The sequence below is a fragment of the Aestuariivirga litoralis genome (assembly GCF_015714715.1).
GTDB classification, from domain to species: domain Bacteria; phylum Pseudomonadota; class Alphaproteobacteria; order Rhizobiales; family Aestuariivirgaceae; genus Aestuariivirga; species Aestuariivirga litoralis_A.
This window is the reverse complement of record NZ_WAHS01000001.1, coordinates 760,368-783,931: the sequence shown is the minus strand read 5'-3', so window position 1 is coordinate 783,931 and position 23,564 is coordinate 760,368. Positions and strand designations below refer to the sequence as shown.

Annotated in this window: 25 protein-coding genes, 1 tRNA gene and 1 riboswitch; of the genes, 12 read left to right on the top strand and 14 right to left on the bottom strand. The window is 57.9% G+C overall.

The window, feature by feature from the left end:
- From rplB to rpsL, 9 genes are read right to left on the bottom strand one after another with little or no spacing between them, the layout of a single operon-like run.
- The gene (gene rplB, locus F8B91_RS04155) at nt 1-831 is read right to left on the bottom strand and encodes a 50S ribosomal protein L2 (protein ID WP_196502438.1); all 831 of its coding nucleotides are present in this window, start codon (nt 829-831) and stop codon (nt 1-3) included.
- A 4-nt stretch (nt 832-835) separates the two neighbouring features.
- The gene (locus F8B91_RS04150) at nt 836-1,129 is read right to left on the bottom strand and encodes a 50S ribosomal protein L23 (RefSeq protein WP_196502437.1); all 294 of its coding nucleotides are present in this window, start codon (nt 1,127-1,129) and stop codon (nt 836-838) included.
- Nucleotides 1,126-1,746, bottom strand: coding sequence for a 50S ribosomal protein L4 (gene rplD / locus F8B91_RS04145; protein WP_196502436.1), 621 nt, complete (start codon nt 1,744-1,746; stop codon nt 1,126-1,128). The genes F8B91_RS04150 and rplD overlap by 4 nt, the downstream gene beginning before the upstream one ends.
- Nucleotides 1,747-1,755: 9 nt before the next feature.
- Nucleotides 1,756-2,445 carry a 50S ribosomal protein L3 gene (rplC, locus tag F8B91_RS04140; protein ID WP_196502435.1) on the bottom strand — a complete coding sequence of 230 codons (690 nt, stop codon included), beginning with the start codon at nt 2,443-2,445 and terminating at the stop codon, nt 1,756-1,758.
- A 22-nt stretch (nt 2,446-2,467) separates the two neighbouring features.
- Entirely contained in the window at nt 2,468-2,776 is a 309-nt protein-coding gene (rpsJ, locus tag F8B91_RS04135; protein ID WP_196502434.1) for a 30S ribosomal protein S10, read from the bottom strand.
- Between the two features lie 11 nt (nt 2,777-2,787).
- Complete coding sequence (tuf, locus tag F8B91_RS04130) at nt 2,788-3,978, bottom strand: elongation factor Tu (RefSeq protein WP_196502433.1); 1,191 nt, start codon at nt 3,976-3,978, stop codon at nt 2,788-2,790.
- A 22-nt stretch (nt 3,979-4,000) separates the two neighbouring features.
- Complete coding sequence (gene fusA / locus F8B91_RS04125; protein ID WP_196502432.1) at nt 4,001-6,073, bottom strand: elongation factor G; 2,073 nt, start codon at nt 6,071-6,073, stop codon at nt 4,001-4,003.
- Nucleotides 6,074-6,085: 12 nt separating this feature from the next.
- Nucleotides 6,086-6,556, bottom strand: coding sequence for a 30S ribosomal protein S7 (rpsG, locus tag F8B91_RS04120; RefSeq protein ID WP_196502431.1), 471 nt, complete (start codon nt 6,554-6,556; stop codon nt 6,086-6,088).
- A 12-nt stretch (nt 6,557-6,568) separates the two neighbouring features.
- The gene (gene rpsL / locus F8B91_RS04115; protein ID WP_196502430.1) at nt 6,569-6,940 is read right to left on the bottom strand and encodes a 30S ribosomal protein S12; all 372 of its coding nucleotides are present in this window, start codon (nt 6,938-6,940) and stop codon (nt 6,569-6,571) included.
- 708 nt (nt 6,941-7,648) lie between these two features.
- Here rpsL and F8B91_RS04110 point away from each other — a divergent pair.
- Together F8B91_RS04110 and F8B91_RS04105 are read left to right on the top strand one after the other, a co-directional pair.
- Nucleotides 7,649-8,044, top strand: coding sequence for a VOC family protein (locus tag F8B91_RS04110; protein WP_196502429.1), 396 nt, complete (start codon nt 7,649-7,651; stop codon nt 8,042-8,044).
- 113 nt (nt 8,045-8,157) lie between these two features.
- Nucleotides 8,158-8,778, top strand: a complete 621-nt coding sequence (locus F8B91_RS04105; RefSeq protein ID WP_196502428.1) for a phospholipase D-like domain-containing protein — start codon at nt 8,158-8,160, stop codon at nt 8,776-8,778.
- Here F8B91_RS04105 and F8B91_RS04100 read toward each other — a convergent pair.
- Complete coding sequence (locus F8B91_RS04100; protein ID WP_196502427.1) at nt 8,775-9,551, bottom strand: FadR/GntR family transcriptional regulator; 777 nt, start codon at nt 9,549-9,551, stop codon at nt 8,775-8,777. The two genes, F8B91_RS04105 and F8B91_RS04100, sit on opposite strands and share 4 nt — an antisense overlap.
- A gap of 101 nt (nt 9,552-9,652) precedes the next feature.
- Between F8B91_RS04100 and chvE the strand changes: the two genes are divergently transcribed.
- The 3 genes from chvE to mmsB all read left to right on the top strand — a co-directional run bounded on the left by chvE (nt 9,653) and on the right by mmsB (nt 13,770).
- Nucleotides 9,653-10,720 (top strand): multiple monosaccharide ABC transporter substrate-binding protein, encoded by a 1,068-nt coding sequence (gene chvE, locus F8B91_RS04095; protein WP_196502426.1) that lies wholly within the window; start codon nt 9,653-9,655, stop codon nt 10,718-10,720.
- Nucleotides 10,721-10,990: 270 nt separating this feature from the next.
- Nucleotides 10,991-12,547, top strand: coding sequence for a multiple monosaccharide ABC transporter ATP-binding protein (gene mmsA, locus F8B91_RS04090; protein WP_196503883.1), 1,557 nt, complete (start codon nt 10,991-10,993; stop codon nt 12,545-12,547).
- A complete protein-coding gene (gene mmsB, locus F8B91_RS04085; protein ID WP_432432038.1) occupies nt 12,544-13,770 on the top strand; it encodes a multiple monosaccharide ABC transporter permease in 1,227 nt (408 codons plus the stop codon). The genes mmsA and mmsB overlap by 4 nt, the downstream gene beginning before the upstream one ends.
- A gap of 77 nt (nt 13,771-13,847) precedes the next feature.
- On the opposite strand, the gene F8B91_RS04080 is transcribed toward mmsB, so the two are convergent.
- Nucleotides 13,848-14,129, bottom strand: a complete 282-nt coding sequence (locus F8B91_RS04080; RefSeq protein ID WP_196502424.1) for a hypothetical protein — start codon at nt 14,127-14,129, stop codon at nt 13,848-13,850.
- A gap of 210 nt (nt 14,130-14,339) precedes the next feature.
- On the opposite strand from F8B91_RS04080, the gene F8B91_RS04075 reads away from it, so the two are divergent.
- The 4 genes from F8B91_RS04075 to F8B91_RS04060 all read left to right on the top strand — a co-directional run bounded on the left by F8B91_RS04075 (nt 14,340) and on the right by F8B91_RS04060 (nt 17,164).
- Nucleotides 14,340-14,431, top strand: a tRNA-Ser gene (locus tag F8B91_RS04075).
- A gap of 353 nt (nt 14,432-14,784) precedes the next feature.
- Nucleotides 14,785-15,252 (top strand): DUF2231 domain-containing protein, encoded by a 468-nt coding sequence (locus tag F8B91_RS04070; protein WP_196502423.1) that lies wholly within the window; start codon nt 14,785-14,787, stop codon nt 15,250-15,252.
- 249 nt (nt 15,253-15,501) lie between these two features.
- A complete protein-coding gene (locus F8B91_RS04065; RefSeq protein ID WP_196502422.1) occupies nt 15,502-15,897 on the top strand; it encodes a MarR family winged helix-turn-helix transcriptional regulator in 396 nt (131 codons plus the stop codon).
- A 1-nt stretch (nt 15,898) separates the two neighbouring features.
- The gene (locus tag F8B91_RS04060; protein WP_196502421.1) at nt 15,899-17,164 is read left to right on the top strand and encodes an MFS transporter; all 1,266 of its coding nucleotides are present in this window, start codon (nt 15,899-15,901) and stop codon (nt 17,162-17,164) included.
- Between the two features lie 10 nt (nt 17,165-17,174).
- Here F8B91_RS04060 and F8B91_RS04055 read toward each other — a convergent pair whose 3' ends face one another.
- Together F8B91_RS04055 and F8B91_RS04050 are read right to left on the bottom strand one after the other, a co-directional pair.
- Nucleotides 17,175-18,308, bottom strand: a complete 1,134-nt coding sequence (locus tag F8B91_RS04055) for a sugar ABC transporter substrate-binding protein (protein ID WP_196502420.1) — start codon at nt 18,306-18,308, stop codon at nt 17,175-17,177.
- Nucleotides 18,301-19,653: a sensor histidine kinase gene (locus tag F8B91_RS04050; protein WP_196502419.1), complete on the bottom strand. Its 1,353-nt coding sequence runs from the start codon at nt 19,651-19,653 to the stop codon at nt 18,301-18,303. The genes F8B91_RS04055 and F8B91_RS04050 overlap by 8 nt, the downstream gene beginning before the upstream one ends.
- Nucleotides 19,654-19,889: 236 nt before the next feature.
- Between F8B91_RS04050 and F8B91_RS04045 the strand changes: the two genes are divergently transcribed.
- From F8B91_RS04045 to bluB, 3 genes are all read left to right on the top strand, one after another.
- Nucleotides 19,890-20,186, top strand: a complete 297-nt coding sequence (locus F8B91_RS04045; RefSeq protein ID WP_196502418.1) for a hypothetical protein — start codon at nt 19,890-19,892, stop codon at nt 20,184-20,186.
- Entirely contained in the window at nt 20,183-21,754 is a 1,572-nt protein-coding gene (locus tag F8B91_RS04040) for a methyl-accepting chemotaxis protein (protein ID WP_196502417.1), read from the top strand. Before F8B91_RS04045 ends, F8B91_RS04040 begins: the two co-directional genes overlap by 4 nt.
- A gap of 27 nt (nt 21,755-21,781) precedes the next feature.
- Nucleotides 21,782-21,969: riboswitch (cobalamin riboswitch) on the top strand.
- A gap of 48 nt (nt 21,970-22,017) precedes the next feature.
- Nucleotides 22,018-22,701 (top strand): 5,6-dimethylbenzimidazole synthase, encoded by a 684-nt coding sequence (bluB, locus tag F8B91_RS04035; protein WP_246714955.1) that lies wholly within the window; start codon nt 22,018-22,020, stop codon nt 22,699-22,701.
- A gap of 54 nt (nt 22,702-22,755) precedes the next feature.
- Here the strand turns inward: bluB and F8B91_RS04030 are convergent, their stop codons facing one another.
- A complete protein-coding gene (locus tag F8B91_RS04030) occupies nt 22,756-23,502 on the bottom strand; it encodes a glutathione S-transferase family protein (protein ID WP_196502416.1) in 747 nt (248 codons plus the stop codon).
- Nucleotides 23,503-23,564 lie beyond the last annotated feature (62 nt).

Below are 23,564 nucleotides of genomic sequence, written 5' to 3'. Positions count from 1 at the left end.
TTATTGAGCCTTCTTGCGATCATGGCGCGAGCGCACGATCATCTTTGATGTTCTCTTGTTCACGCGGGTCTTGTAACCCTTGGTCGGCTTGCCCCAGGGCGTTGCCCAGTGCTTACCACCATTGGTACGGCCACCGTTCGGATGGTCGACCGGGTTGCGTGCGATACCGCGCGAGACAGGGCGAGCGCCTTTCCAGCGGGCACGGCCGGCCTTGCCGATCACTTCGTTGATATGGTCCTGGTTGGACACAGCGCCAACCGAAGCCATGCCATTGGCCGGAACCAGGCGGGTTTCGCCCGACTTCAGACGGATGATGACATTGCCACCATCACGGCCAGCCACGAGAGCGTAAGTGCCTGCAGCGCGGGCGAGCGAGCCGCCAGCACCTGGCTTGGTTTCAATGTTGTGCACAACCGTGCCAACCGGAACCGAACCGATTTCCATGGCATTGCCCGGCTTCACGTCAACCAGCTTGCCGGAGATGACGGTGTCACCAACTGCAAGGCGCTGCGGAGCGAGAATGTAAGACAGCGTCTCGTCCTGATACTTGATCAGGGCGATAAAACCAGTGCGGTTCGGATCATATTCGATACGTTCCACCGTGGCGGGCATGTCATGCTTGGTGCGCTTGAAATCGATCAGGCGGTAAGCGGTCTTGTGGCCACCGCCCTTGCGGCGCGAGGTGATGCGGCCCGTGTTGCCACGGCCACCAGCAGCATGCTGGCCTTCGATCAGTGCCTTGACCGGCTTGCCCTTGAACAGGTGGCTGCGGTCCACCTGGATCAGGTGGCGGCGGCCGGCGCTGGTTGGGTTAAATGTTTTGAGTGCCATGTTCTTACAGTCCTGTCGTCACGTCGAGGCGTTCGCCGTCAACGAGCGTCACATAAGCTTTCTTGCTGTCGGAGAGCAGCGCGCGGCGGCCCTTGAACACCTTGAGCTTGCCCTTGCGGACCAGCGTGTTCACAGCCTTCACCTTGACGCCGAACAGGCCTTCGATGGCGGCCTTGATCTGCGGCTTGGTGGCGCGGCGTGCCACGTCAAACACATGGGTGTTCGTCGAAGCAATCAACGTGCCCTTTTCGGTGATCGAAGGGCTCTTGATGATCGAATAATAGTGTTCCTTGCTCATTTGAAACGAGCCTCCAGAGCTTCTACCGCAGCCTTGGTGAGAACCAGGTTCTTGCGGCGCAGAATGTCATAAACATTGATGCCCTGCACTGGCAGCACGTCGATGTTCCAGATGGCGCGGGCAGCCTTGGCGAAACCTTCATTCACAATTGCGCCGTCAATGATGAGGGCGTTGGTGATGTTCAGCTTCTCGAATGCAGCCTTGGCATCCTTGGTCTTGCCAGCGTTCAGATCAACCTTGTCCAGGATGATCAGTTCCGAGGTCTTCACCTTGGACGAAATGGCGTGGCGCAGGCCAAGCGCACGGATCTTCTTGTTCAGAGCAGTCTCGTGCGAACGGAAGCGCGGGCCAAAGGCCTTGCCGCCGCCGACGAAAATACCCGACTTGCGCGAACCGTGACGCGCCGTACCGCCGCCCTTCTGGTTGCCCAGCTTCTTGGTGGTGCGGTTGATTTCGCCGCGGCTCTTGGCCTGGTGCGTGCCCTGCTGGCGCTTTGCAAGCTGCCACTGGACGACGCGGTGAAGAATGTCAGCGCGCGGTTCGAGGCCGAAAATGGCCTCCGACACGTCAACCGTGCCGGCCGCTGCTGCTTCAAGTGTTTTTACATCAAGCTTCATGGTTCAAACTCAACCTTGTGCCGTTGCGGCAGTGAAAGCACCCGGCTTCGGCGCAGCGTCCGGAAGCTTGCGCTTCACGGCATCACGCACCGTTACCCAGCCGCCCTGCGAACCCGGAACCGAACCCTTGACCAGGATCAGGCCGCGTTCCTTGTCGGTGCGGACAACAGCAATATTCTGCGTGGTCACGGTTTCAGAACCGAGATGACCAGGCATCTTCTTGTTCTTGAACACCTTGCCCGGGTCCTGACGGTTACCCGTCGAACCGATCGAACGATGGCTCACAGACACACCGTGGGTGGCGCGCAAGCCCCGGAAGTTCCAGCGCTTCATACCGCCCTGGAAACCCTTACCCTTGGAGGTGCCGGTCACGTCAACGAACTGGCCGGCCACAAAGTGGTCAGCAGTCACTTCAGCGCCAACAGGCATCACGCCATCTTCCGACACGCGGAATTCCTGCAGCTTGCGCTTCGGCTCAACCGAGGCCTTGGCGAACACGCCGCGATCAGCCTTGGTGAGGTTCTTCACCTTGATGGTGCCAGAGCCCAACTGCACAGCGGTGTAGCCATGCTTGTCCTTGGTCTTGTGACCAACGACGTGAACGTTATCAACCTTCAACACGGTCACAGGAACAGCTGCTCCCTCTTCCGTGTAAATCCGGGTCATCCCCAGTTTTCTTGCCATGATGCCAGAACGCATCGTCTTGCTCCTACTTCAGCTCTTAGAGCTTGATTTCAATGTCAACGCCGGAAGCCAGATCAAGCTTCATCAGCGCATCAATCGTCTGTGGGGTCGGATCCACGATGTCCAAAAGGCGACGGTGTGTACGCATTTCGAACTGTTCACGGCTCTTCTTGTCAACGTGGGGTGAACGGTTGACGGTAAACTTCTCAATCCGGGTCGGCAGCGGAACCGGGCCACGAATTTGGGCGCCGGTGCGCTTCGCCGTATTCACGATCTCCTTGGTGGAGTTGTCGAGAATGCGGTGATCGAAGGCCTTGAGGCGGATGCGGATGTTTTGGCGTTGCATATCTGCCTCTACTACTCGTTGATCTTGGCGACGACGCCGGCGCCGACGGTGCGGCCGCCTTCACGGATGGCGAAGCGCAGCTTCTCTTCCATGGCGATCGGGGTGATCAGGTCAACGTCGAACGACACGTTGTCGCCCGGCATCACCATTTCAGTACCAGCCGGCAGAGTCACAACACCGGTCACGTCCGTGGTGCGGAAGTAGAACTGCGGACGGTAGTTGTTGAAGAACGGCGTATGACGGCCACCCTCTTCCTTGGTCAGAATGTAGACTTCGGCCATGAACTTCTTGTGCGGCTTGATCGAGCCCGGCTTGGCCAGAACCTGGCCACGCTCAACGCCTTCACGTTCCACACCACGCAGCAGCGCGCCGATGTTGTCGCCAGCCTGGCCCTGATCGAGCAGCTTGCGGAACATTTCAACGCCCGTGCAGGTGGTCTTGACGGTGTCGCGGATACCGATGATTTCGATTTCCTCGCCCACCTTCACAATGCCACGTTCCACACGGCCGGTCACAACCGTGCCACGGCCCGAGATCGAGAACACGTCTTCGATCGGCATCAGGAACGGCTGGTCAATCGGACGCTCCGGCTGCGGAATGTATTCGTCAACCGTCTTCATCAGAGCGAGAATGGCATCGCGGCCGATCTCAGGCTTGGTGCCTTCGAGTGCGCAGAGAGCCGAACCCTTGGTGATCGGAATGGTGTCGCCGGGGAACTGGTACGAGCTCAGGAGCTCGCGCACTTCCATTTCGACGAGTTCCAGGAGTTCCGGATCGTCAACCATGTCGACCTTGTTCATGAACACAACAAGTGCCGGAACGCCAACCTGGCGGGCCAACAGGATGTGCTCGCGGGTCTGCGGCATCGGGCCGTCAGCAGCCGACACAACCAGAATGCCGCCGTCCATCTGGGCAGCGCCGGTGATCATGTTCTTCACATAGTCAGCATGGCCGGGGCAATCGACGTGGGCGTAATGGCGCGCCTTGGTCTGGTACTCAACGTGGGCCGTGTTGATCGTGATGCCGCGCGCCTTTTCTTCCGGCGCCTTGTCGATCTGGTCATAAGCCATGAACGTTGCGCCACCGGTTTCAGCCAGGATCTTGGTGATCGCAGCCGTCAGCGAGGTCTTGCCGTGGTCAACATGGCCAATCGTGCCAATGTTGCAATGCGGCTTGTCGCGGTTGAATTTCTCTTTTCCCATGGCGGTTCTCCGTCAATCCTGATTACGAATATTTCTTTTTAACTTCTTCGGCCACGGCAGTTGGTACCTGCTCATAATGGTCGAACTGCATCGTGTAGGATGCGCGGCCCTGGCTCATCGAGCGCAGGTTGTTGATGTAGCCGAACATGTTGGCCAGCGGCACCATGGCATTCACGATCTGGGCGTTGCCACGGGTCGTGGTGCCCATGATCTGGCCACGGCGTGAGTTCAAGTCGCCGATCACGCCACCCAGATATTCATCTGGAGCCGTAACTTCGACCTTCATGATCGGTTCGAGAAGAACCGGGCCAGCGGTTTCGAACGCTTCGCGCATGGCGGCGCGGGTCGCGATTTCGAAGGCGATGGCCGAGGAGTCAACGTCATGGTAGGCGCCGTCGATCAGGGCCACCTTGAGGTCAACAACCGGGAAGCCGATCAGCGGACCAGCGGTCAGAACCGAGTTCAGGCCCTTTTCAACGCCGGGGATGTATTCCTTCGGCACTGAACCACCAACGACCTTCGATTCAAACGAATTGCCCGTGCCGGTTTCGGCGGGTTCGATTTCGAGGATGACGCGGGCATACTGGCCCGTACCACCGGTCTGCTTCTTGTGGGTGTAATCCTTGGTCACCTTGCGGGTGATGGCTTCGCGGTAGGCAACCTGCGGAGCACCAACCACAACTTCAACCTTGTGGGTGCGCTTCAGGATGTCGACCTTGATGTCGAGGTGAAGTTCGCCCATGCCCTTGATGATGGTTTCGCCAGACTCAGAGTCGGTCGAAACACGGAAGGACGGATCCTCAGCAGCCAGCTTGTAGAGGGCAACGGCCATCTTTTCCTGGTCAACCTTGGTCTTCGGTTCCACCTTCATTTCGATGACGGGTTCAGGGAACTCCATCTTTTCGAGAATGACGGGCTTGGCCGGATCGCACAGCGTGTCGCCGGTGCGGGTATCCTTGAGGCCAACGAGAGCGACGATGTCGCCAGCATGGGCTTCAGCAATTTCTTCACGGTTGTTGGCATGCATGAGAACCATGCGGCCCACACGCTCCGACTTGTCGCGGGTGGAGTTCAGCAGGGTCGTGCCCTTGGCCAGAACGCCGGAATAGATGCGGCAGAAAGTCAGAATGCCATACTGGTCATCCATCAACTTGAAGGCCAGCAGAGCGAGCGGTTCGGTGTCCGACGAAGGACGGGTGGTTTCGCCACCGGTCTTCACGTCGATACCCTTGATCGCGGGGCGATCCAGCGGCGAAGGCAGGTAGTCGCAAACAGCGTCGAGCAAAGGCTGCACGCCCTTGTTCTTGAAGGCCGAGCCACACAGAACCGGGAAGAACGAAGCGTTCAGAACGGCCTTGCGGAGCAGCTTCTTGATGGTCGCGTTGTCCATCTCGATACCATTGAGATAGTCATCCATCGCCTTGTCATCGAGTTCGGCACAGGCTTCGATCATGTCGGCGCGGGCCTGCTTGGCAGCGTCGAGCATGTCGGCCGGAATTTCTTCGTCGTGGAAAGAAGCGCCGAGTTCTTCGTTATCCCAGACAACCGCCTTCATGCGGACGAGGTCAACGATACCCTTGAAGTTGGCTTCAGAACCGATCGGCAGCTGGATCGGAACCGGACGGGCACCGAGGCGCTCCTTGATGTCCTTGACGCATTGTTCAAACGATGCGCCGGTCTTGTCCATCTTGTTGCAGAACACGATGCGCGGAACCATGTACTTGTCGCCTTGGCGCCACACGGTTTCGGTCTGGGGTTCAACACCCTGGTTCGAATCGAGCACGCAGACAGCGCCGTCGAGCACGCGCAGCGAACGTTCAACTTCAATGGTGAAGTCCACGTGGCCGGGGGTGTCGATGATGTTCAGGCGCATGCCGTTCCACGTGGTGGTGGTGGCAGCCGACGTGATGGTGATGCCGCGCTCTTGTTCCTGCTCCATGAAATCCATGGTGGCAGCGCCGTCATGCACTTCGCCGATTTTGTGGGTCTTGCCCGAGTAATAAAGAATACGTTCGGTCGCAGTGGTCTTGCCGGCATCGATGTGAGCCATGATGCCGAAGTTGCGGTAATTTTGAAGTTCGTGCGTGCGTGCCATGATATTCTCTGATTACCAGCGGTAATGGCTGAAAGCGCGGTTGGCTTCGGCCATCTTATGGGTGTCTTCGCGCTTCTTCACGGCCGAGCCGCGGTTGTTGCCGGCATCGAGAAGCTCAGCAGACAGACGCTCAATCATGGTCTTTTCATTGCGGCCACGGGCTGCAGTGATGATCCAGCGGATGGCGAGAGCCTGGCGGCGCTCGGTGCGCACTTCGACAGGAACCTGGTACGTTGCACCGCCAACGCGGCGCGAACGCACTTCGATGGCCGGAGCGACGTTTTCGAGAGCAGAATGGAACATCTGCACCGGGTCGGTCTTGCCCTTGGACTGGATGATTTCGAAGGCGCCATAGACGATGCCTTCGGCGACGGACTTCTTGCCGTCTTCCATGAGGTTGTTCATGAATTTGCCAACAATCAGATCACCAAACTTCGGATCTGGGTTGATGACGCGTTTTTCAGCTGCGTGACGACGTGACATTCTTAAATCCTCTTACTTCGGACGCTTCGCGCCGTACTTCGAACGGCGTTGGCGGCGCTTCGGCAGACCCTGCGTATCGAGGATGCCGCGGATGATGTGGTAACGAACGCCCGGCAAGTCCTTCACACGGCCGCCACGGATCATGACGACTGAGTGTTCCTGCAGGTTATGGCCTTCGCCTGGAATATAGCTCACGACTTCAAAGCCGTTGGTCAGGCGCACCTTGGCGACCTTGCGGAGCGCCGAGTTCGGCTTCTTTGGGGTCGTGGTGTAAACGCGGGTGCAAACGCCACGCTTTTGCGGGCAAGCCTGCATCGCCGGAACCTTGTTCCGGTAGGTCGGTGCAAGGCGGGGCTTGCGGATGAGCTGGTTAATTGTCGGCATGAGCCTCGAAAACCTTCAAATTCAATTCGGACCGGGCAAACGAAAAAAGCACTAGAAGCGCCCCGGTCCGGGTCCGCTTAGTGCCAAAACCAGAGGCCCAGACAAAGAACCGGCCAGGTTCTAAGGGGCATGACCTTGAAATCTCTTATCTTTTACTTCCCTGTCAGCGTTTTGTGAGGCGAACTCACAACGGCCTGCCTTTAGGAAGTGGCCGTCTATTAGGCGATGAGTCTGACGAGGTCAACTGGATTCTTGCGGGGTTTTTGAGAGGGTTGCGACCCCTCCTCCCGCAGCCAGGATGCGGCGGATATTGCACTGCACCTAAAGGCTATTTAGCACAAAAAGGCAATAGCACCCTGCAAGGCGATGCCAACCGAAATGAGCGACATAAAGAAGGTAATGCTCATCCCCGCCTCCTTATAGTGAGAATCGGGCTCCGGCACCTTTTCCGGCTCCGCCACAGACTCCGAATGCGCACAGCATTGTTGTGATCGTGCGTCATAAGCCCCCTATTCGCAAACGTTTCGGCGCTCAGCAACCCCATCCCGATTAATGCGCTGCCAAAGCTGTGGGCCAGCGTCAGCCGCCTGTCAGAATCCGGAACTCAGTATCGCCCTACTCGCGCCTCACCTTCGCCCCATTGCGGGATGACTTTCCCGCCCGGGACGGCGGCATGTTCAATTCAATAGTAGCTGAGGGAACCTCAACATGACGATGATGCAACACGACGCCTGGCATGAGCTCAACACCTGGGAGCCGGAGGCGGCACTCTCCTTTTATCGCAGCACGCTGGGTTGGGAGTTCCAACAGACCGAGCTGAATGACGGCGGCGGCTTCTGGCTGGCCACCAAGGATGGCAAGACTGTAGGCGCCATCTATGAATTGACCGCACCTGATCACGATGGGATCCCCTCACACTGGATGACTTACCTCAACGTGCCGGACATGGAACAGGCCGAGGCGGATGCCGTGAAGGCAGGCGGCGAGGTGCTGCGCCCGATGATGGAAATTCCTGGCGTGGGCAAGCTCTCGGTCGTCACTGACTCGACCGGAGCACTCATCGGGCTCATCGAACTTGAGGCAGAAAGCGCCTCGCGCCACTAGAGCGGAATGACTTTTCATCGAAAAGTCATTCTCGCCTTGGCAGTCAACGCGAAGGCTGATCTATCCAATTCTTAACGGCATCTTAACGCGTCACCATTCTGCTGAGCAGGATGATGACGCGATTCTTTTTTGCCACGGCTCTGAGCCTCGCCTTGCTTTCAAGTGCAGAGGCCGCACTGCGCAAGCGTGCGAAGCCTCCGGTGGCTGACCAGATCATTACCTCCACAATTGATGTTCCCAAAACCGTTGAAGGCCGCACGCGGATTCCAACAGGCAGCCAGATCGAAATCGCCTTTGCTCCCAAGCCGCAGCGCCAAGCCGAGCGACTGGTGATCAAGGTGATAGAGGCTGCCGATACATCGGTTTTCATGGCGGCGTATTCGATGACGTCGAAACCCATTGCTGATGCGATGTGTCGTGCCGCGGCGCGCGGTGTGGCCGTATCAGCCGTGCTCGATGCCAAATCCAATCCGCATGGCAATGGCTGGAGCAGTTCCAAGCGCGACTACATGAGTGCCTGCGGTGTGGATGTGAAAGCCAACCCGCGCTACGCGATCATGCATGACAAATTCATCGTGGTGGATGGCAAACACGTCCAGACCGGATCGTTCAACTACACCTTCGCGGCTGCCGAACGGAACGCCGAGAATGCTTTGGTGGTCTGGAACAATCAACCGATGGCGATGCGCTATCAAACCGAATTTGAACGGTTGTTCGCTGAAGCCAGCGACTAGCTCCGCCCCGGCTTCGACTTGGATTTCTGCCCGGCCCGCTCGCCGCTCAACACATCGTCGGTGTCCGAGATCAGCGCCTGCATCGCCTTGCGGGCACCTTCTGAATCCTGTTCCTTCACCGCCTTGAAAATCCGCTCATGCAAATGGATGGCCTGGCGATAACGCGGGTTCACTTGCGTGGTGAATTCAAACAACGAACCCAGGCTCTGCTCGATCAGCACGGCAAAGGGATTGAGCAGTTCATTGTTGGCAGCAGCCAGAAGCCCGCGGTGAAAAGCAACGTCCGATGAAATCGCATTGTCCAATCGCTCGGCCTCGCTCATCCGCGACAAAGCATGCGCCATGGCTTCGAGTTGCGCGGGCGTGCGTTTCAGTGCTGCGAGCTCGGCAATGCCGGGCTCGATATGGCGGCGGAATTCCTGCGTGGTGGCGATGAACGCCTTGCGGCCCACGGCCGCGCCGTGCCAGGCGAACACATCCTTGTCGAGCAGGTTCCAGCTTTCCCGCGGTGCAACACGCGAACCGATCTTCGGGCGCGAGATCACCAGCCCCTTGGCCTGCAGCACTTTCATGCCTTCGCGCACCGCCGTGCGGCTGGCGCCGAAAAGCTTGCCCCAAGCGGCTTCATTCGGCAGCACCGAGCCTGATGGAAACTCGCCGCTGCAAATGCGCTCACCAATTTTGAAGGCGATCTCTGCATGCAAATTGCGCACGCCACGCGATGTGCCACTGGTACGACCACGTTGGCCGCTATGCTTAGCCTTAATTGTCATACAAATCTTGACACCGAAAAAAGACAGCTTATGGTCCCGCGAAGCGGGCATGGCAAGGGAGGAAACCTCCATGCCGCTTTAACACCCTAGGGAGGAACTACATGTTTAATCGTCGACTCTTCTTGGCCTCGTCCGTTGCTGGTGCTGTTGCACTGGTTGCCGGCGTTGCCCATGCCGAAGGCAAAGGCCTCATCGGCATTTCGATGCCCACCAAGTCTTCCACCCGTTGGATTTCCGACGGCGAATCCATGGTCAAGGAATTCAAGGCCCTTGGCTATGACACCGACCTTCAGTTCGCTGAAGATGATATTCCGAACCAGCTCGCCCAGATCGAAAACATGGTCACCAAGGGTGCCAAGGTTCTGATCATTGGCGCCATCGACGGCACCACTCTCTCGGACGTGCTGAAGAAGGCCCACGCTGCCGGCACCAAGGTTATCGCTTATGACCGTCTCATCAAGAAGTCGGGCGACGTTGATTATTACTCCACCTTCGATAACTTCAAGGTTGGCGTTCTGCAGGCCACCTCGCTGGTTGCCGGCATGAAGGAACGTTTTGCTGGCGTGAAGCCGCTGAACGTCGAACTGTTCGGCGGCTCGCCGGACGACAACAACGCCTTCTTCTTCTATGATGGCGCTATGTCTGTCCTGAAGCCCCTGATCGACAGCGGCGACATCAAGATCGGTTCCGGCCAGATGGGCATGGACAAGGTCGGTACGCTGCGTTGGGACGGTGCTGTGGCTCAGGCCCGCATGGACAACCTGCTCTCCTCGACCTACACCAAGGACAAGGTCAACGGCGTTCTCTCGCCTTATGACGGCCTGTCGCGCGGCATCATCTCCTCGCTCAAGGGCGTGGGCTATGCTCCGGGCAAGGACTTCCCGATCGTAACCGGTCAGGATGCTGAAGTTCCGTCGGTGAAGGCCATGCTGGCTGGCGAACAGTACTCGACCGTGTTCAAGGACACGCGCGTTCTGGCTTCCGTCACCGCCAAGATGGCTGACGCTGCCCTCCAGGGCAAGGAACCGGAAATCAACGACACCAAGACTTACAACAACGAAGTCAAGGTTGTTCCGTCGAACCTCCTGGTTCCGGTTGTTGTGGGCAAGGATGACATCCAGAAGATCCTGGTTGATTCCGGCTACATCGCTGCCGACAAGCTGAAGTAATATTCAGTTGAAATCATGGGCCTCGCAAGGTGACTTGCGGGGCCTTCTTTTCTAAGACATCATGGTCAGCCAAGAGCAGCGCAAAGTTGCCGGATCAAGTGGAGGCGAAGGGCGTTGGGGCGTAAATCTATAAAGAAATCGTCAGCGAAGGCAGCCAAGCCAGCGGCCAAAAAGCCTGTGGCTGCCAAGAAGGTTGCAGCACCACAAACCGCCGCGGCGCCGACTTCCATTGTGGTCGAGCCAGTACACATTCCTTTGGCCCGGCTGCAAATGGCACCATCCGTTCCAGCTTCCGGCCCGCAACCCATTCTCGAAATGCGCGGCATCACCAAGACCTTCCCCGGCGTGAAGGCTCTGACCGATGTGAACATCAACACATTCCCGGGCGAGATCCTCGCCGTGGTTGGCGAAAACGGCGCCGGCAAGTCCACCTTGATGAAGGTGCTCTCCGGCGTTTATCCGCATGGCGATTTTGATGGCGAAATCCTGTTCGAAGGCCAGCCGCAGAAATTCAACAGCATCAAGGATTCTGAACACGCCGGTATTGTCATCATCCATCAGGAGCTGGCGCTGGTGCCCCTGCTCTCGATTGCCGAAAACATTTTCCTCGGCCAGGAAACCGCCAAGGCCGGTGTGATCAACTGGTTCGAAGCCCATTCGCGCACCCGCGAACTGCTCAAGAAGGTCGGCCTCAAGGAACATCCCAACACCCGCATCGCCGATATCGGCACCGGCAAGCAGCAGCTGGTCGAAATCGCCAAGGCGCTGAACAAGAGCGTGAAGCTGCTGATCCTCGATGAGCCCACGTCTTCGCTCAACGAAACCGACAGCAATGCGCTGCTTGAGCTGCTGAAGGGCTTCAAGGCGCAAGGCATCTCCTCGATCCTGATCACTCACAAGCTCAATGAAGTGATGAAGGTGGCAGACCGCATCACCGTGATCCGCGATGGCCGCACGGTCGATACGCTAGACACCAAAACCGGCAAGGTCGACGAAGACCGCATCATCAAGGCCATGGTGGGCCGCGAACTCTCCGAGCGCTATCCGCCGCGTGACGCCAAGATTGGCGAAGTCATGCTCGAGGTGAAAAACTGGAATGCCTTCCACCCGATCTATCCGGATCGCCAGATCATCAAGAACGTCAATCTCAATGTGAAGGCCGGCGAAGTGGTGGGCATTGCTGGCCTCATGGGCGCGGGCCGCACGGAATTCGCCATGTCAGTCTTTGGCCGCGCTTACGGCCAGAAGATCAGTGGCGATGTGTTCATGCATGGCCAGCAGGCTGACGTCTCGACCATTCAGAAGGCGATGGATTCGGGCCTGGCCTATGTTACCGAAGACCGCAAGACCTACGGCCTCGTCCTCATTGACCATATCAAGCACAACACAACCTTGGCCAATCTCGAAGGCGTGTCAAAAAACGGCGTGCTGGACGACATTGCGGAACTGCAAGTCGCCAACCGCTACCGCAAGGATCTGGGTGTGCGGAGCTCCAGCGTGTACCAGACCACCGGCAATCTCTCGGGCGGCAACCAACAGAAGGTGGTGCTGTCGAAATGGTTGTTCTCCGGCCCTGATGTGCTGATCCTCGATGAGCCCACGCGCGGTATCGATGTGGGCGCCAAGTTTGAAATCTATGGCATCATCAACAAGCTGGCCGAAAGCGGCAAGGCGGTGATCGTCATTTCCTCCGAAATGCCTGAACTCCTCGGCATCACCGACCGCATCTATGTGATGAATGAAGGCCGCTTCGTGGGCGAAATGCCCACCGCCAAAGCCAGCCAAGAAGCCATCATGCGCACCATCATGAAATCCTGGGAACACTGATCATGAGCACGACTTCCACCGCCGAGAGCCCCTCCATCTGGCAATTCGTCAAGGCTAACCTGCGCGACTATGTGCTGCTGATCGCGCTGATCGCCATCATGATCTTCTTCGAATTCGCCACCAACCATGTGCTTTTCAAGCCCGTCAATCTCACCAACATCATCCTGCAGAATTCGTACATCATCGTGATGGCGCTGGGCATGCTGCTCATCATCATCGCCGGCCATATCGACCTTTCAGTGGGTTCGGTCTCCGGCTTTATTGGCGGTGTTGCTGCCTTGCTGATGACGGGCACCATGCCCTTCTTCAAAGATGACGTGCTGCCCTTCAAGTTTGACTCCTTCTCCGCCAGCGTAGTCTGCATCATCCTGGGTGCTGCGATTGGCGCGGTGCAGGGCTACTTCGTGGCCTATCACAAGATCCCTGCCTTCATCGTCACGCTGGCCGGCATGCTGATCTTCCGCGGCCTGCAATTGCAGGTGCTCGGCGGCGCTTCGGTCGGCCCCTTCCCCACCACCTTCCAGGGCCTGTCCAACGGCTATCTGCCGGATGTCTTCGCCTATGGCGAAGGCTTCAATCTCCTCTGCGTCGTCATCGGCGTGCTGATTGCTGCAGCGATGATTTTCTCCAACATCAGGAACCGCCGCGCCCAGATGGCGCATGGCCTGGCGGAAGAACCCAATGCCATTTTCGCCGGCCGCAACGGATTGATCGCAGTGGCCTTCATCGGCTTCGCCTGGTTGATGGCCGAATACAAGGGTTTGCCCAATGTGTTGATCGTGATGGGTGTGCTGATCGCACTCTTCATCTTCATCACCACCCGCACCACCTTTGGCCGCCGCATCTATGCTTTGGGTGGCAATGAAAAGGCCACGCGCCTGTCCGGCATCAACACCGAACGCCTTACGTTCTATATCTTCACCATCATGGGTGCGCTCGCGGCCCTTGGCGGCATGATCTATGCCGCCCGCCTCAACGTGGCCACGCCAAAGGCCGGCCAAGGCCTGGAACTGGACGTGATCGCCGCCTGCTTCATCGGTGGCGCAGCCGTCACCGGCGGCGTGGGCAAGGTCACAGGTGCTGTCATCGGTGCCTTCATCATCGGCGTGATGAACAATGGCATGTCGATCCTCGGCATCGACATTGGTTGGCAATTCGTCATCAAGGGCGCGGTGCTGATGCTCGCGGTCTTCCTCGACGTCTATTACAAGAACAAGCGATAAACGCTCGCGACCATCTACAAACTAAGAAGGGCCCCGATGGGGCCCTTTACATTTTCCGACGATCAATCACCGGGCGATCAATATTCCGGGAAATTTTCCGTGCCGTCCGAATTGCGGTCGCTCATGAAGCGGCTCATCCGGCTGTCGGTCTGGCGCGCATGCAGCTGGCGCTGATAAATATCGGTTTCATAAATGTCGGCTTTGGCAATCGCCTTGCGCTCAGCGGCAGACAGCATGCTTGGATCAGAGTTCGCAGTCGAATAGCCAAAACCCATAGGGATGAACGTGTCGAAGGCCTGTGCCTCGCCAGCAATGAAGCCAGCAGCGACAACCACACCAAGAATCAATGACTTCTTCATAATCCGCTCCATCTCACGCCCTGCTTAGAACAGCTTTCCGCCAAACACACGAAAATTCAGTTAACCAACGATGCTTGTAATGTCCAGCTTTCCGAGACGCACCCATGCAACGCGCTGGTGCAGGCAGCGGTTCCCATTCCATTTTCGCGGCGAAGTGCTTGCCAGCGGCTCCAAATCAAGGCAAAGGTCGCCCCGGAACCCAAAGGTTCTGGAAACGTGGCCGAGTGGCTGAAGGCAACGGTTTGCTAAATCGTCATACGCTGTAAGGCGTATCGAGGGTTCGAATCCCTCCGTTTCCGCCATTTGCAGCCAAAACCTTTGAACACCGATGAAGGGGGATGTCGCGATCACCCCGACAAGAATACCTGCTTCTTGCCGTTACTCGAAGTGTTCAATGCGATCGCAACTCGCAAACATTTACCAAGATCAATACAACCCGGGTTTAGAGAGAAGCGAGATTCTTCGGCATATCCGTGCTCAAGACCGAAGTTTAGAGTCATTGGACCCCAGTTTAGATACCGCGGCTCATAATTCCCATACACGGGCGTATCGCTTATTCAGTCTTTCCAAATCAGCAGGCCAGTGGACCTTGATCGAGCTTCACAACTGGCGGATCGCGGTTCCGTCATGGCCCATCTCACTTTAGGAGCCTTAAATGATCCCTGTCCAACACATCCACCCTATGATCGTACACTTTCCAATCGTCTTGGTTTTCTTGTTGCTGGGCTTTGACACGATTGCCTCCTTCATGGGCAAGTCCATTACCGGACGGACAGTAGCCGGGAACCTGTCACTTACGCTGGCGCTCCTTGCGGCTGCATCAGCCATTGCTGCTTTTGTATTCGGAGGGATGGCCCTGGATGTTGCAGAGTCAACGGGGTTTCACTCTGATGTGGCGGAGATGCATGAATCGCTGGGAACCGCTGTCGCCGTCGCATTCACTGCCTACGCCGTGGTCCGTGCATTGTTGTGGTGGCTCAACGTCCGGCTGACTGGAGCCAGTGCCTTCACGTTCGCAATCGTTGCGCTCGTGGGTTGTGCTTTGGTAAGCGCCACAGCGTTCTATGGCGGTCAACTGGTGTATGAGCTCGGTGTCAATGTCACAAGGGTTGCGCTTAACTGACAACGCGTGGCGGTGCAGTTTTCACACTGAACGCCACTGATTTTAGCCATACCTGACACAACGGTCGGTCTTCCTGGTGCTATCAACCTTGGAAGCCGGCCTTTCCTTTTCTGACGGAGTCAACAGCACGCTCCTGAAAAGACAACAGACCTCGATAGCATTACAACCTGAGCAAGGTGGTTGACTTGAAGAAGCGGATGCATATACATGATGCATATGCATCCACACGAATCCCATCATTGCTCCTGCATGGCATTGCGCAAAGCATCGCGGGTGCTGACCGGCATTTATGATGACTTCCTCAAGCCCCATAACATCACCATCACCCAGTTCTCCCTGCTGCGGAACATCGCACGCCAGGGCGAAGTGACCCTCAGCCATCTGGCGGATCTGATGGTGATGGACCGCACCACGCTTTACCGCACCATAGCGCCGGTTGAGCGCGAGGGCCTCGTCACAATCGCCGCCGCCGCGCGTGGCAATGTGAGGCAAGCCAAGCTTACCAAAGCCGGCAAATCCCTGCTCGCCAAAGCCGAAAAAGACTGGCTGCGCGCCGAGGACGAAATTGAGCAGCGGCTGGGCCGCAGCACTTTGACCAGCATTCACGCTCTTTCCGCCGACATCATCAAACTTTCACAGGTCTGAAATGAACCTCGCAATCCTCAAGCATCGCGCCGTCCTCGTCACCGCCATCACCTTCCTATCGCTTCTGGTGGCAGCCGGCGTGCGCTCCGCGCCCAGCGTGCTCATCCAGCCGCTGGAAACCAGCTTCGGCTGGGACCGCGCCACCATTTCCTTCACCGCCGCCACCGGCATCTTCATTTATGGCTTGGTCGGTCCGTTTGCGGCCGCGTTGATGCTGACAATCGGCATCCGCCGCACCATGATGGCGGGCCTTGCTCTGATGGCGCTTTCCATCACCCTCAGCCAGTTCATGACTTCAAGCTGGCAGTTCCTGCTGTTATGGGGCGTGGTCTCTGGCGTCGGCAGTGGCGCAATCGCCAGTGTGCTGGGTGCGGCCATCGTCAACCGCTGGTTCGCCACCAACAAAGGCCTCGTTATGGGGTTGCTGTCCGCCAGCACCGCAACCGGCTCGCTGATCTTCTTGCCTTTCATGGCCTGGCTCACCAGCACTGGCGAATGGCAGCCGGTGGTGCGCATCATCGGCCTCGCCTGCTTGGCACTCATTCCGCTTGTCTTCTTCCTCATTCCGGAAACCCCGAAAGATGCGCATACTGTGCGCTTCGGTGAAGCACCTGATACGCCGCCGCCAGTCGTCCGCCCCGCCAGCGTGGGCCTCGCCATCTCGGCCCTCACCCGCGCCACCAAGGTGCCGGCTTTCTGGCTTCTGTTCGGTAGCTTCTTTGTCTGCGGCCTCACCACCAATGGCCTCGTCGGCACGCATCTGATTGCCTATTGCGGCGATCATGGCATCGCACCTGTGGCTGCTGCGGGCCTGCTCTCCACCATGGGGCTTTTCGATCTGATCGGCACCACCGCCTCAGGCTGGCTGACTGACCGCTATGATCCGCGCAAACTGCTGGTGATCTATTACGGCTTCCGTGGCGCCTCGCTCGTGGCCCTGCCTTTCATTGATTTCGGCCCCTTCAGCCTTGCCATCTTCGCAGTGTTCTATGGCCTCGACTGGATCGCCACCGTGCCGCCCACGTTGGCCATCGCCAACCGGACGTTTGGCACGCAGGAAGCCCCCATTGTGTTCGGTTGGGTCCTTGTCGGCCACCAGATCGGTGCCGCCGTGGCGGCCTTCGGCGCGGGGTACATCCGCGATACGGCAGGCAGCTATTCACCGGCCTTCTTCCTGGCTGGTTTGATGGGACTTGTGGCGGCGGCAAGCTTCGTGGTTTTCGGCTCGCTCGCCCCGCATCAGGCACAAGCCAAGGCAGCGGCGTAATCACTGCCGCCTATCTGGCTTCCGACGACCAGGGAAAATCCAGATACTGCTCGCGCGTGTCGTAGCAGATATTGCCATAGAGCTTCAGATACTGCGCCCGCCGCGCCGGGTCGGCATAGACAGCACCCGGATCAGCAAGGTCGGCCTGATAGCTGGCCAGATTTTCTGTCGTCAGTGCGTGGGGCAGGATATCCATCGCCTGCGGCACGCTTTTTCCTTCGAGCCAGTCGGCCCCTTGCGCGCCGAGCGCATAGCCAAACACCGGTGAGGCCAGGCTCACTGTGATCTTGTAAGGCCCACCCTTCTGAATCTCCGCCACCGCTTCGGCCTCGCCATCGATGCCGCCGAAGAATTGATCGGGCCGGTCCTTCTTTGCATCACGTATGGCTGCCAGCGCGCCCAGCACAACCGTATCGGCCCCCAACACAACATCCACATTCGGATTAGCCAAGAGAATGGTGCCCATGGTTTTGTAACCGCCCGCGCGATCCACGGTCGGGGGTGAAATGTCGGCGATGATGTTCACCTCCGGCAGGGCCTCCAGCGCCTCACGGATGGCGCGAAAGCGTGGTGCCAGAAACTGCAAACTGTCATGGGTCAGCAGAACCACATCGGCCTTGCCACCCAGATGCGTTTTGATATAGGCCGCCGCCGCATCGCCCAGCACCCGACCCGTGAGATATTGTGGCGCATTGAGAATAGTCGTCGCAGGTGGCGGCACCACCGCCCCCACATAACTGCCCTGCCATAGCACTTGCTGCAGCTTGGGCTTCAACATGGCCGCATTGATTGGCGCCACCACGATTGCACCCGTCTTGTCTGCGGCCAGGGCTTGCATCTGCTCAGCCATAAGTGCCGCGTCGTTGTCTGCCAGCACCACACGGAAAACCAATCCATGGTCCTTCGCGGCCTGCTCAAGGCCAAACTTCGTGCCTTTCATGAAGTCGCGCTCATTGTCCTGCGCGAAAACCAGTTCCTTCTTGAGATCAGGCGGCGCATGGCAAGGCGCAGCCGCAGGATCAAACGCGGGAAGCACCACCGGCACGGTCAACCCTTGTGAACCTGCTTCAGCGTGCGCGGGCTGCGCTCCGGCAAGCGCCGCCATGGCAATCGCAAGAAACAGGGAGCGCGTGCCCTCATTCATGCTTCATAAGGCCCTTCGGATCGGTATTCACATCAAACACCAGCCGCGCGATGGTGCCAGGATTGCCCGGCAAATAATCCGCCGTGGCCGACAGGCTGGTGGCCATCGCACGCACGATCTTGGTGCCAAAGCCCGTGCCGATGGATTTGCCGTCTTTGAGGCCCACGCCCTTGTCCACCACTTTGAATTCAGCTTTGCCGGATTCAGTCAGCGTAAGTGCAATCGAAATTTCACCTTCGCCTGATGGATAGGCATATTTCACCGCATTACTGACCCATTCATTGAGGATCACGCCCAGATTGATCGTCTGGTCCACCGGCAGGAAAGCTTGTGCAATCTGGTAGCGCAACGCAATGCCACGATTCTGGCTTTGCACCGTGGTTTCAAGGTGCTTGATCAATCCGGTGAGATAAGTATCCAGCGAAACTGAAACCGCATCACCTGATGTGTAGAGCTCTCGGTGCACCAAAGAGATCGCATAGATCCGGTCCTGGGTTTCAGCCAGCGCATCTTTCGCCGCCTTATCCTTCAGCGAGTTGGCCTGCAGTTTCACCAGTGTTGAAACCATGGTCAGGCTATTGGCCACGCGGTGGTTGACTTCGGCCAGCAGCACCTCGGCCCGGTCACGCGCCGCGCGCAGCTTTTCGTTGGTCTGCGCCAGTTCAGTGGTGCGCAGCGCTACCCGCTGTTCGAGGCTGGCGTTGAGCTCGCTCACCGAAGCCTGCGCTTCTGCGAGGCCGCGCGCATAATTGAGGAACAGATAGCCCGCCATCGTCACCACGCCCATGATGACGAAGGCGCCAATGATCGAAACCCAGCGCAACACCGAAGCATTGGTTTGCTGCTCGCCCACATCCGCGAGAAGCCTTGCGTCGGTGGCCCGGGTGATGCCGCTGAAAAACACATTGGCCTCATCCATCATGGCCTTGCCATTGTTGGTCTGCACCATCGCCAATGCACCCGCATCATCGCGTTGCTGCTTCAGCTTGTTGGTCTGGTCCAACTCGGTGATCTTGCGTGCCACCAGATCACTCAGCCGCTCACGCGCCGGGATCAGGTCGGGATAATCCGCCAGACCGATCAACACCTGCTTCAGCTGCTTGGCGGCTTGCGTCTTGGCCACCTCATAGGGCGCCAGATAGATTTCATTGCTCGTATAGAGATAGCCGCGCTGGCTGGACTCAGCCGTTTGCAAAGCACTACGCAATTCTGACGTTGCGGCACGCAAGGCACGCACCGAATTCACATCCTCAAAATTCCGCCGCGCGCGCTCGTTGATGTAGAATGTCATGGCCACGATCATGACGAGCGCGACAAAGCCGATGATCAGTGGGGCAATCGTCAATCTTGGCGGCCTGCGGTATGGCATTCAGCGGGTCAAATCACGAACAGACATCATGCGCAGTTTCTTGACATACCCCCCAACAGCACACAAGCAACCAAACGCGAGAACACGCATAAGTGGTATAGTGTCCTTTGATACATCTGATTTGAGGTATTAATTTCTAGCACGACACAAGCTTGTATCCCTAACACCAAGGCCATGTTTGGGGACATTTTGAATCTGGAGGCCGTGCTGTAATGGCGCGTGCGCTGTTTACCGCCGGCTCACTCCTAGCCATGAGCCTGCTGTCGTTCATCGGCCTCGCCACTGCAGATGCCAAAGACAAGACGGTCGCTGTCGTGCTTCCGCCCTGGTGGAACCAGGCCACAAGCCTCGCCGCCGCCGGAGAATCCGGCCCGGTGATCGGTGTCGGTGGCCTGCCCTTCATCGTCGTCATTCCCAATGAAATCACCCGGCCGAAAATTCGCGGTGAGTGGCTGCGTCTGCACTTATCCATTATTCCCGGCTGCTTCGGAGAGAGAGCATCAACATGAACGAGAACATTGAAACCCAGCGCCTGCGCTCCGACAGCATCATCCTGGCCATGCTGTGGTTCCACCTGCCACTGATTGCGGGGCTCAGCTTTTTTCGTGACACGAATACACTGATACTCACCAGCACCGCATTGATCGCGGCCCTGCTGCCTGCAGTTCTTCTGCGCACATCCGGTGACAAATTTCTGGGCCGCGTCGCTGCTGCAACCTGCCTGATGATTCAGGTATCGTTGATCGTTGCTGCGTTGCGTGACCACAGTTGGCAAATTGACGTCCACATGTACTACTTTGCCATGCTGGCCATCCTCGTCAGCTATCTCGATTGGCGTGTCATTGTCGCTGGCACAGCAACAGTCGCCGTGCACCATTTGACACTCACATTCATCCTCGCATCAGCTGTCTATCCGGGCGGTGCCAGCTTGGAACGCGTCGTGCTGCATGCCGTGATCCTGCTGCTGGAAGCCGCAGTGCTCATGGCCATCAGCGTTAAAGTGTCCAAGGTGATTGCCGATCTCGGCGTGACCCTTGCCGCCGTGAAAAATGGCGACGAAAAAAACCAGAAGCTGATTGCTGATCTGGACGCCACGGTTCTGCAGGTGCGCTCGGCGGATGAAGAATCCCAGCGTCACATGGAAGAAACCCGCCAGCTGATCCAGACCCTCACGACGAGCCTGGCTCGTCTCGCGAAGAAGGACCTGACCATCCGCATCGAAGACCTGCCGCCGGCCTATGCGCAGCTGGGTCGCGATTTCAATTCCACCGTTGAAAATCTCAGCTTGGTAATCAAGACCGTGGCCCAGACCACCCATGCCATCAAGCTCGGCACTCAGGAAATCTCTGTAGCAGCCTCCGATCTGTCCGCCCGCACCGAGCGTCAGGCTGCCGGCGTTGAAGAAACCACATCAGCGCTGTCCGAGCTCACCATAAAAGTGAAGCAGACGGCCAATGGCGCCAAGCAGGCCAGCGAAGCTTCGTTGTCGGCCCGCCATGAAGCCCATGCCAGCAATGATGTGGTGGCCAAAACCATTGAGGCAATCCAGCGCATCCAAGTCTCCTCCATCGAAATGACCAAGATCACCAACCTGATCGAGGACATTGCCTTCCAGACAAATCTTTTGGCACTCAATGCCGGCGTTGAAGCCGCGCGTGCCGGTGATGCCGGCCGGGGCTTTGCCGTAGTGGCAACTGAAGTGCGTTCGCTCGCCGCGCGCTCATCGGAAGCGACGAAGAGCATCAAGAGCCTGATCATCAAATCCACTGACGATGTGCAGAACGGTGTGAGCATGGTGGGCCAGACCGGCACGGCGCTCAGCAACATCGTCGGCAAGGTCGAGGAAGTCACCGACAAGATCAATGAAATGGCCGCCGCCGCCCATTCGCAGGCAACCAACCTCGACGAGGTCAATTCCGCTGCCCATGATTTTGACCGCAGCACCCAGCAGAATGCCGCCTTGGCCGAGGAAATCAATTCGTCCACACTCATCCTCACCCAGCAGACGGCAACCCTCAGCCGCATGATCAACGAATTCGTGCTTGAGATCGATCCGCGGGCAAGAGCCGCTGCTTGACCCCACTTGCGTACCCGCCTGCCCCGGTCTAGTCAGGGCATGTTTGGTGCTTGTGGCCTGAAAAGGCTGCGGGAGAATAGGGAACACGGTGCAAACCCGTGACGCGCCCAGCGCTGTAAGGCGGATGCCGTAGCAAGGCCACTGGTGAAAACCGGGAAGGCGCTCGCGGCAGATGAAGCCGAAGTCAGAAGACCTGCCAGACAACAAAGGATCGCGCCGTATGGACGGCGGCGTGATCGGTCAATGCAAGAGAAGGGACTCTCATGCACATGTCGTCCGTTGCGCCAGTTGCAGCTTCAGAGTTTTCCGCCGAGGAACGCGAAAGCGTTTACAAGGCCATCTTCACGCGCCGTGATGTGCGCAGCCAGTTCAAGGCTGGCAAGCCAGTTCCCGACGATGTTCTGAAGCGCCTGCTAACGGCGGCCCACCACGCGCCTTCGGTAGGTTTCATGCAGCCATGGAATTTCATCGTCATCAAAAGCGTCTTCCAGAAAACCTTGATGAAGATGGCCTTCAGCCGCGCCAATGATGAAGCGGCGGCGCTGTTTCCGGATGAACGCCGCGCGCTTTATTCGTCTCTAAAACTCGAAGGCATTTCAGCGGCACCAATCAATCTCTGCATTACTTGCGACCGCAGTCGCGGCGGCCCCGTCGTGCTGGGCCGCACCCACAATTATGACACTGATCTCTATTCCACCGTCTGTGCCGTGCAAAACCTGTGGCTGGCGGCACGCGCCGAAGGCATCGGTGTGGGCTGGGTAAGCATCGTTCGTGATGCCGAGCTGCGCAAAATCCTGCAACTGCCTGACCATGTCGTGCCGGTAGCCTATCTCTGCATCGGATATGTGGATGAGCTTTATGCCACGCCAGAGCTGGAGCTGCGCGGCTGGCGCCAGCGGCTGGATCTCGACAGCCTGATCTTCAATGAAAGCTGGGGCAACCCGTGACAGCGCACACTCCGCAAAAGTTGCAGACTTTTGCGATCAGAATTTGCGCCCTTATTAAATAAGCCGGCTTTCCAGCGGCAGCAATTGTTCGGGCGTCGCAAAGCCCGGCAATTCCTCAAAATGCTTTTTCCATGCTTGCAGGTGCGGATAATGCGAGAGGTCAATGCCAGCTTCGGGCGCATAACGCAGCACACCATAAACGCCGATATCGGCAATCGAAGCCTTCTTTCCCACGATCCAGGGCGACTTGCCCAGTTCCTGTTCCAGAACGGCAAGCGCCGCCTTGGCTTCGGTATCATACATGGTGCGCACTTCCGAACCGAACTGGCGCGTGCCGCGTTGCTGCGCACGCAGGCGGAACACCGGCACTGCCAGCTTGTCCCACTGCCAGAACAGCCACTCGCGGATGCGCTGCTTTTCCACCGGCACCTTGGAATTGAACTTGTCGAGACTCTCAGCCAGATGCATCAGGATGGCAGCGGATTGCACCGCATAAATCTGCCCGTCACGCAGCGCCGGCACCTGCCCGTAGCGGTTCTTCACCAGATAATCAGGCTGCTTGTGCGCACCTTCGCGCAGATTGACGTGAATATAGGAATAGGGATGCTTCATCAGCGAAAGTGCGAGCGCAGCCGTATAGGTCGGGCCGGACGTGGCACTGCCGTAAAGCGTGAAGCGCTGGCGCTCTTTCGGGCTGGGCCCCTTCTCCTTCTTGGGAGACTTTTTGACTGGCGAGGCCTTGGCTTTCGCCATGGTCTTCGTCGCGCTTTTTGCTACCGCCCGCTTTGGCTTTTGCGCCATGGGAGCATACTCCTACAATTCGTGTACTGATGATCAGTCCACGGACTATACAGGAGAGGCCC

Coding starts and splice junctions, on each gene's coding strand:
- chvE (WP_196502426.1), top strand. CDS start 9,653: ATGTTTAATCGTCGACTCTTCTTGGCCTCGTCCGTTGCTGGTGCTGTT.
- F8B91_RS04150 (WP_196502437.1), bottom strand. CDS start 1,129: ATGAGCAAGGAACACTATTATTCGATCATCAAGAGCCCTTCGATCACC.
- F8B91_RS04105 (WP_196502428.1), top strand. CDS start 8,158: ATGACGCGATTCTTTTTTGCCACGGCTCTGAGCCTCGCCTTGCTTTCA.
- F8B91_RS04030 (WP_196502416.1), bottom strand. CDS start 23,502: ATGGCGCAAAAGCCAAAGCGGGCGGTAGCAAAAAGCGCGACGAAGACC.
- F8B91_RS04060 (WP_196502421.1), top strand. CDS start 15,899: ATGAACCTCGCAATCCTCAAGCATCGCGCCGTCCTCGTCACCGCCATC.
- F8B91_RS04100 (WP_196502427.1), bottom strand. CDS start 9,551: ATGACAATTAAGGCTAAGCATAGCGGCCAACGTGGTCGTACCAGTGGC.
- rpsL (WP_196502430.1), bottom strand. CDS start 6,940: ATGCCGACAATTAACCAGCTCATCCGCAAGCCCCGCCTTGCACCGACC.
- F8B91_RS04040 (WP_196502417.1), top strand. CDS start 20,183: ATGAACGAGAACATTGAAACCCAGCGCCTGCGCTCCGACAGCATCATC.
- F8B91_RS04110 (WP_196502429.1), top strand. CDS start 7,649: ATGACGATGATGCAACACGACGCCTGGCATGAGCTCAACACCTGGGAG.
- F8B91_RS04055 (WP_196502420.1), bottom strand. CDS start 18,308: ATGAATGAGGGCACGCGCTCCCTGTTTCTTGCGATTGCCATGGCGGCG.
- rpsG (WP_196502431.1), bottom strand. CDS start 6,556: ATGTCACGTCGTCACGCAGCTGAAAAACGCGTCATCAACCCAGATCCG.
- F8B91_RS04045 (WP_196502418.1), top strand. CDS start 19,890: ATGGCGCGTGCGCTGTTTACCGCCGGCTCACTCCTAGCCATGAGCCTG.
- tuf (WP_196502433.1), bottom strand. CDS start 3,978: ATGGGAAAAGAGAAATTCAACCGCGACAAGCCGCATTGCAACATTGGC.
- rpsJ (WP_196502434.1), bottom strand. CDS start 2,776: ATGCAACGCCAAAACATCCGCATCCGCCTCAAGGCCTTCGATCACCGC.
- bluB (WP_246714955.1), top strand. CDS start 22,018: ATGCACATGTCGTCCGTTGCGCCAGTTGCAGCTTCAGAGTTTTCCGCC.
- fusA (WP_196502432.1), bottom strand. CDS start 6,073: ATGGCACGCACGCACGAACTTCAAAATTACCGCAACTTCGGCATCATG.
- F8B91_RS04065 (WP_196502422.1), top strand. CDS start 15,502: ATGGCATTGCGCAAAGCATCGCGGGTGCTGACCGGCATTTATGATGAC.
- F8B91_RS04080 (WP_196502424.1), bottom strand. CDS start 14,129: ATGAAGAAGTCATTGATTCTTGGTGTGGTTGTCGCTGCTGGCTTCATT.
- rplC (WP_196502435.1), bottom strand. CDS start 2,445: ATGCGTTCTGGCATCATGGCAAGAAAACTGGGGATGACCCGGATTTAC.
- rplB (WP_196502438.1), bottom strand. CDS start 831: ATGGCACTCAAAACATTTAACCCAACCAGCGCCGGCCGCCGCCACCTG.
- mmsA (WP_196503883.1), top strand. CDS start 10,991: ATGGCACCATCCGTTCCAGCTTCCGGCCCGCAACCCATTCTCGAAATG.
- rplD (WP_196502436.1), bottom strand. CDS start 1,746: ATGAAGCTTGATGTAAAAACACTTGAAGCAGCAGCGGCCGGCACGGTT.
- F8B91_RS04070 (WP_196502423.1), top strand. CDS start 14,785: ATGATCCCTGTCCAACACATCCACCCTATGATCGTACACTTTCCAATC.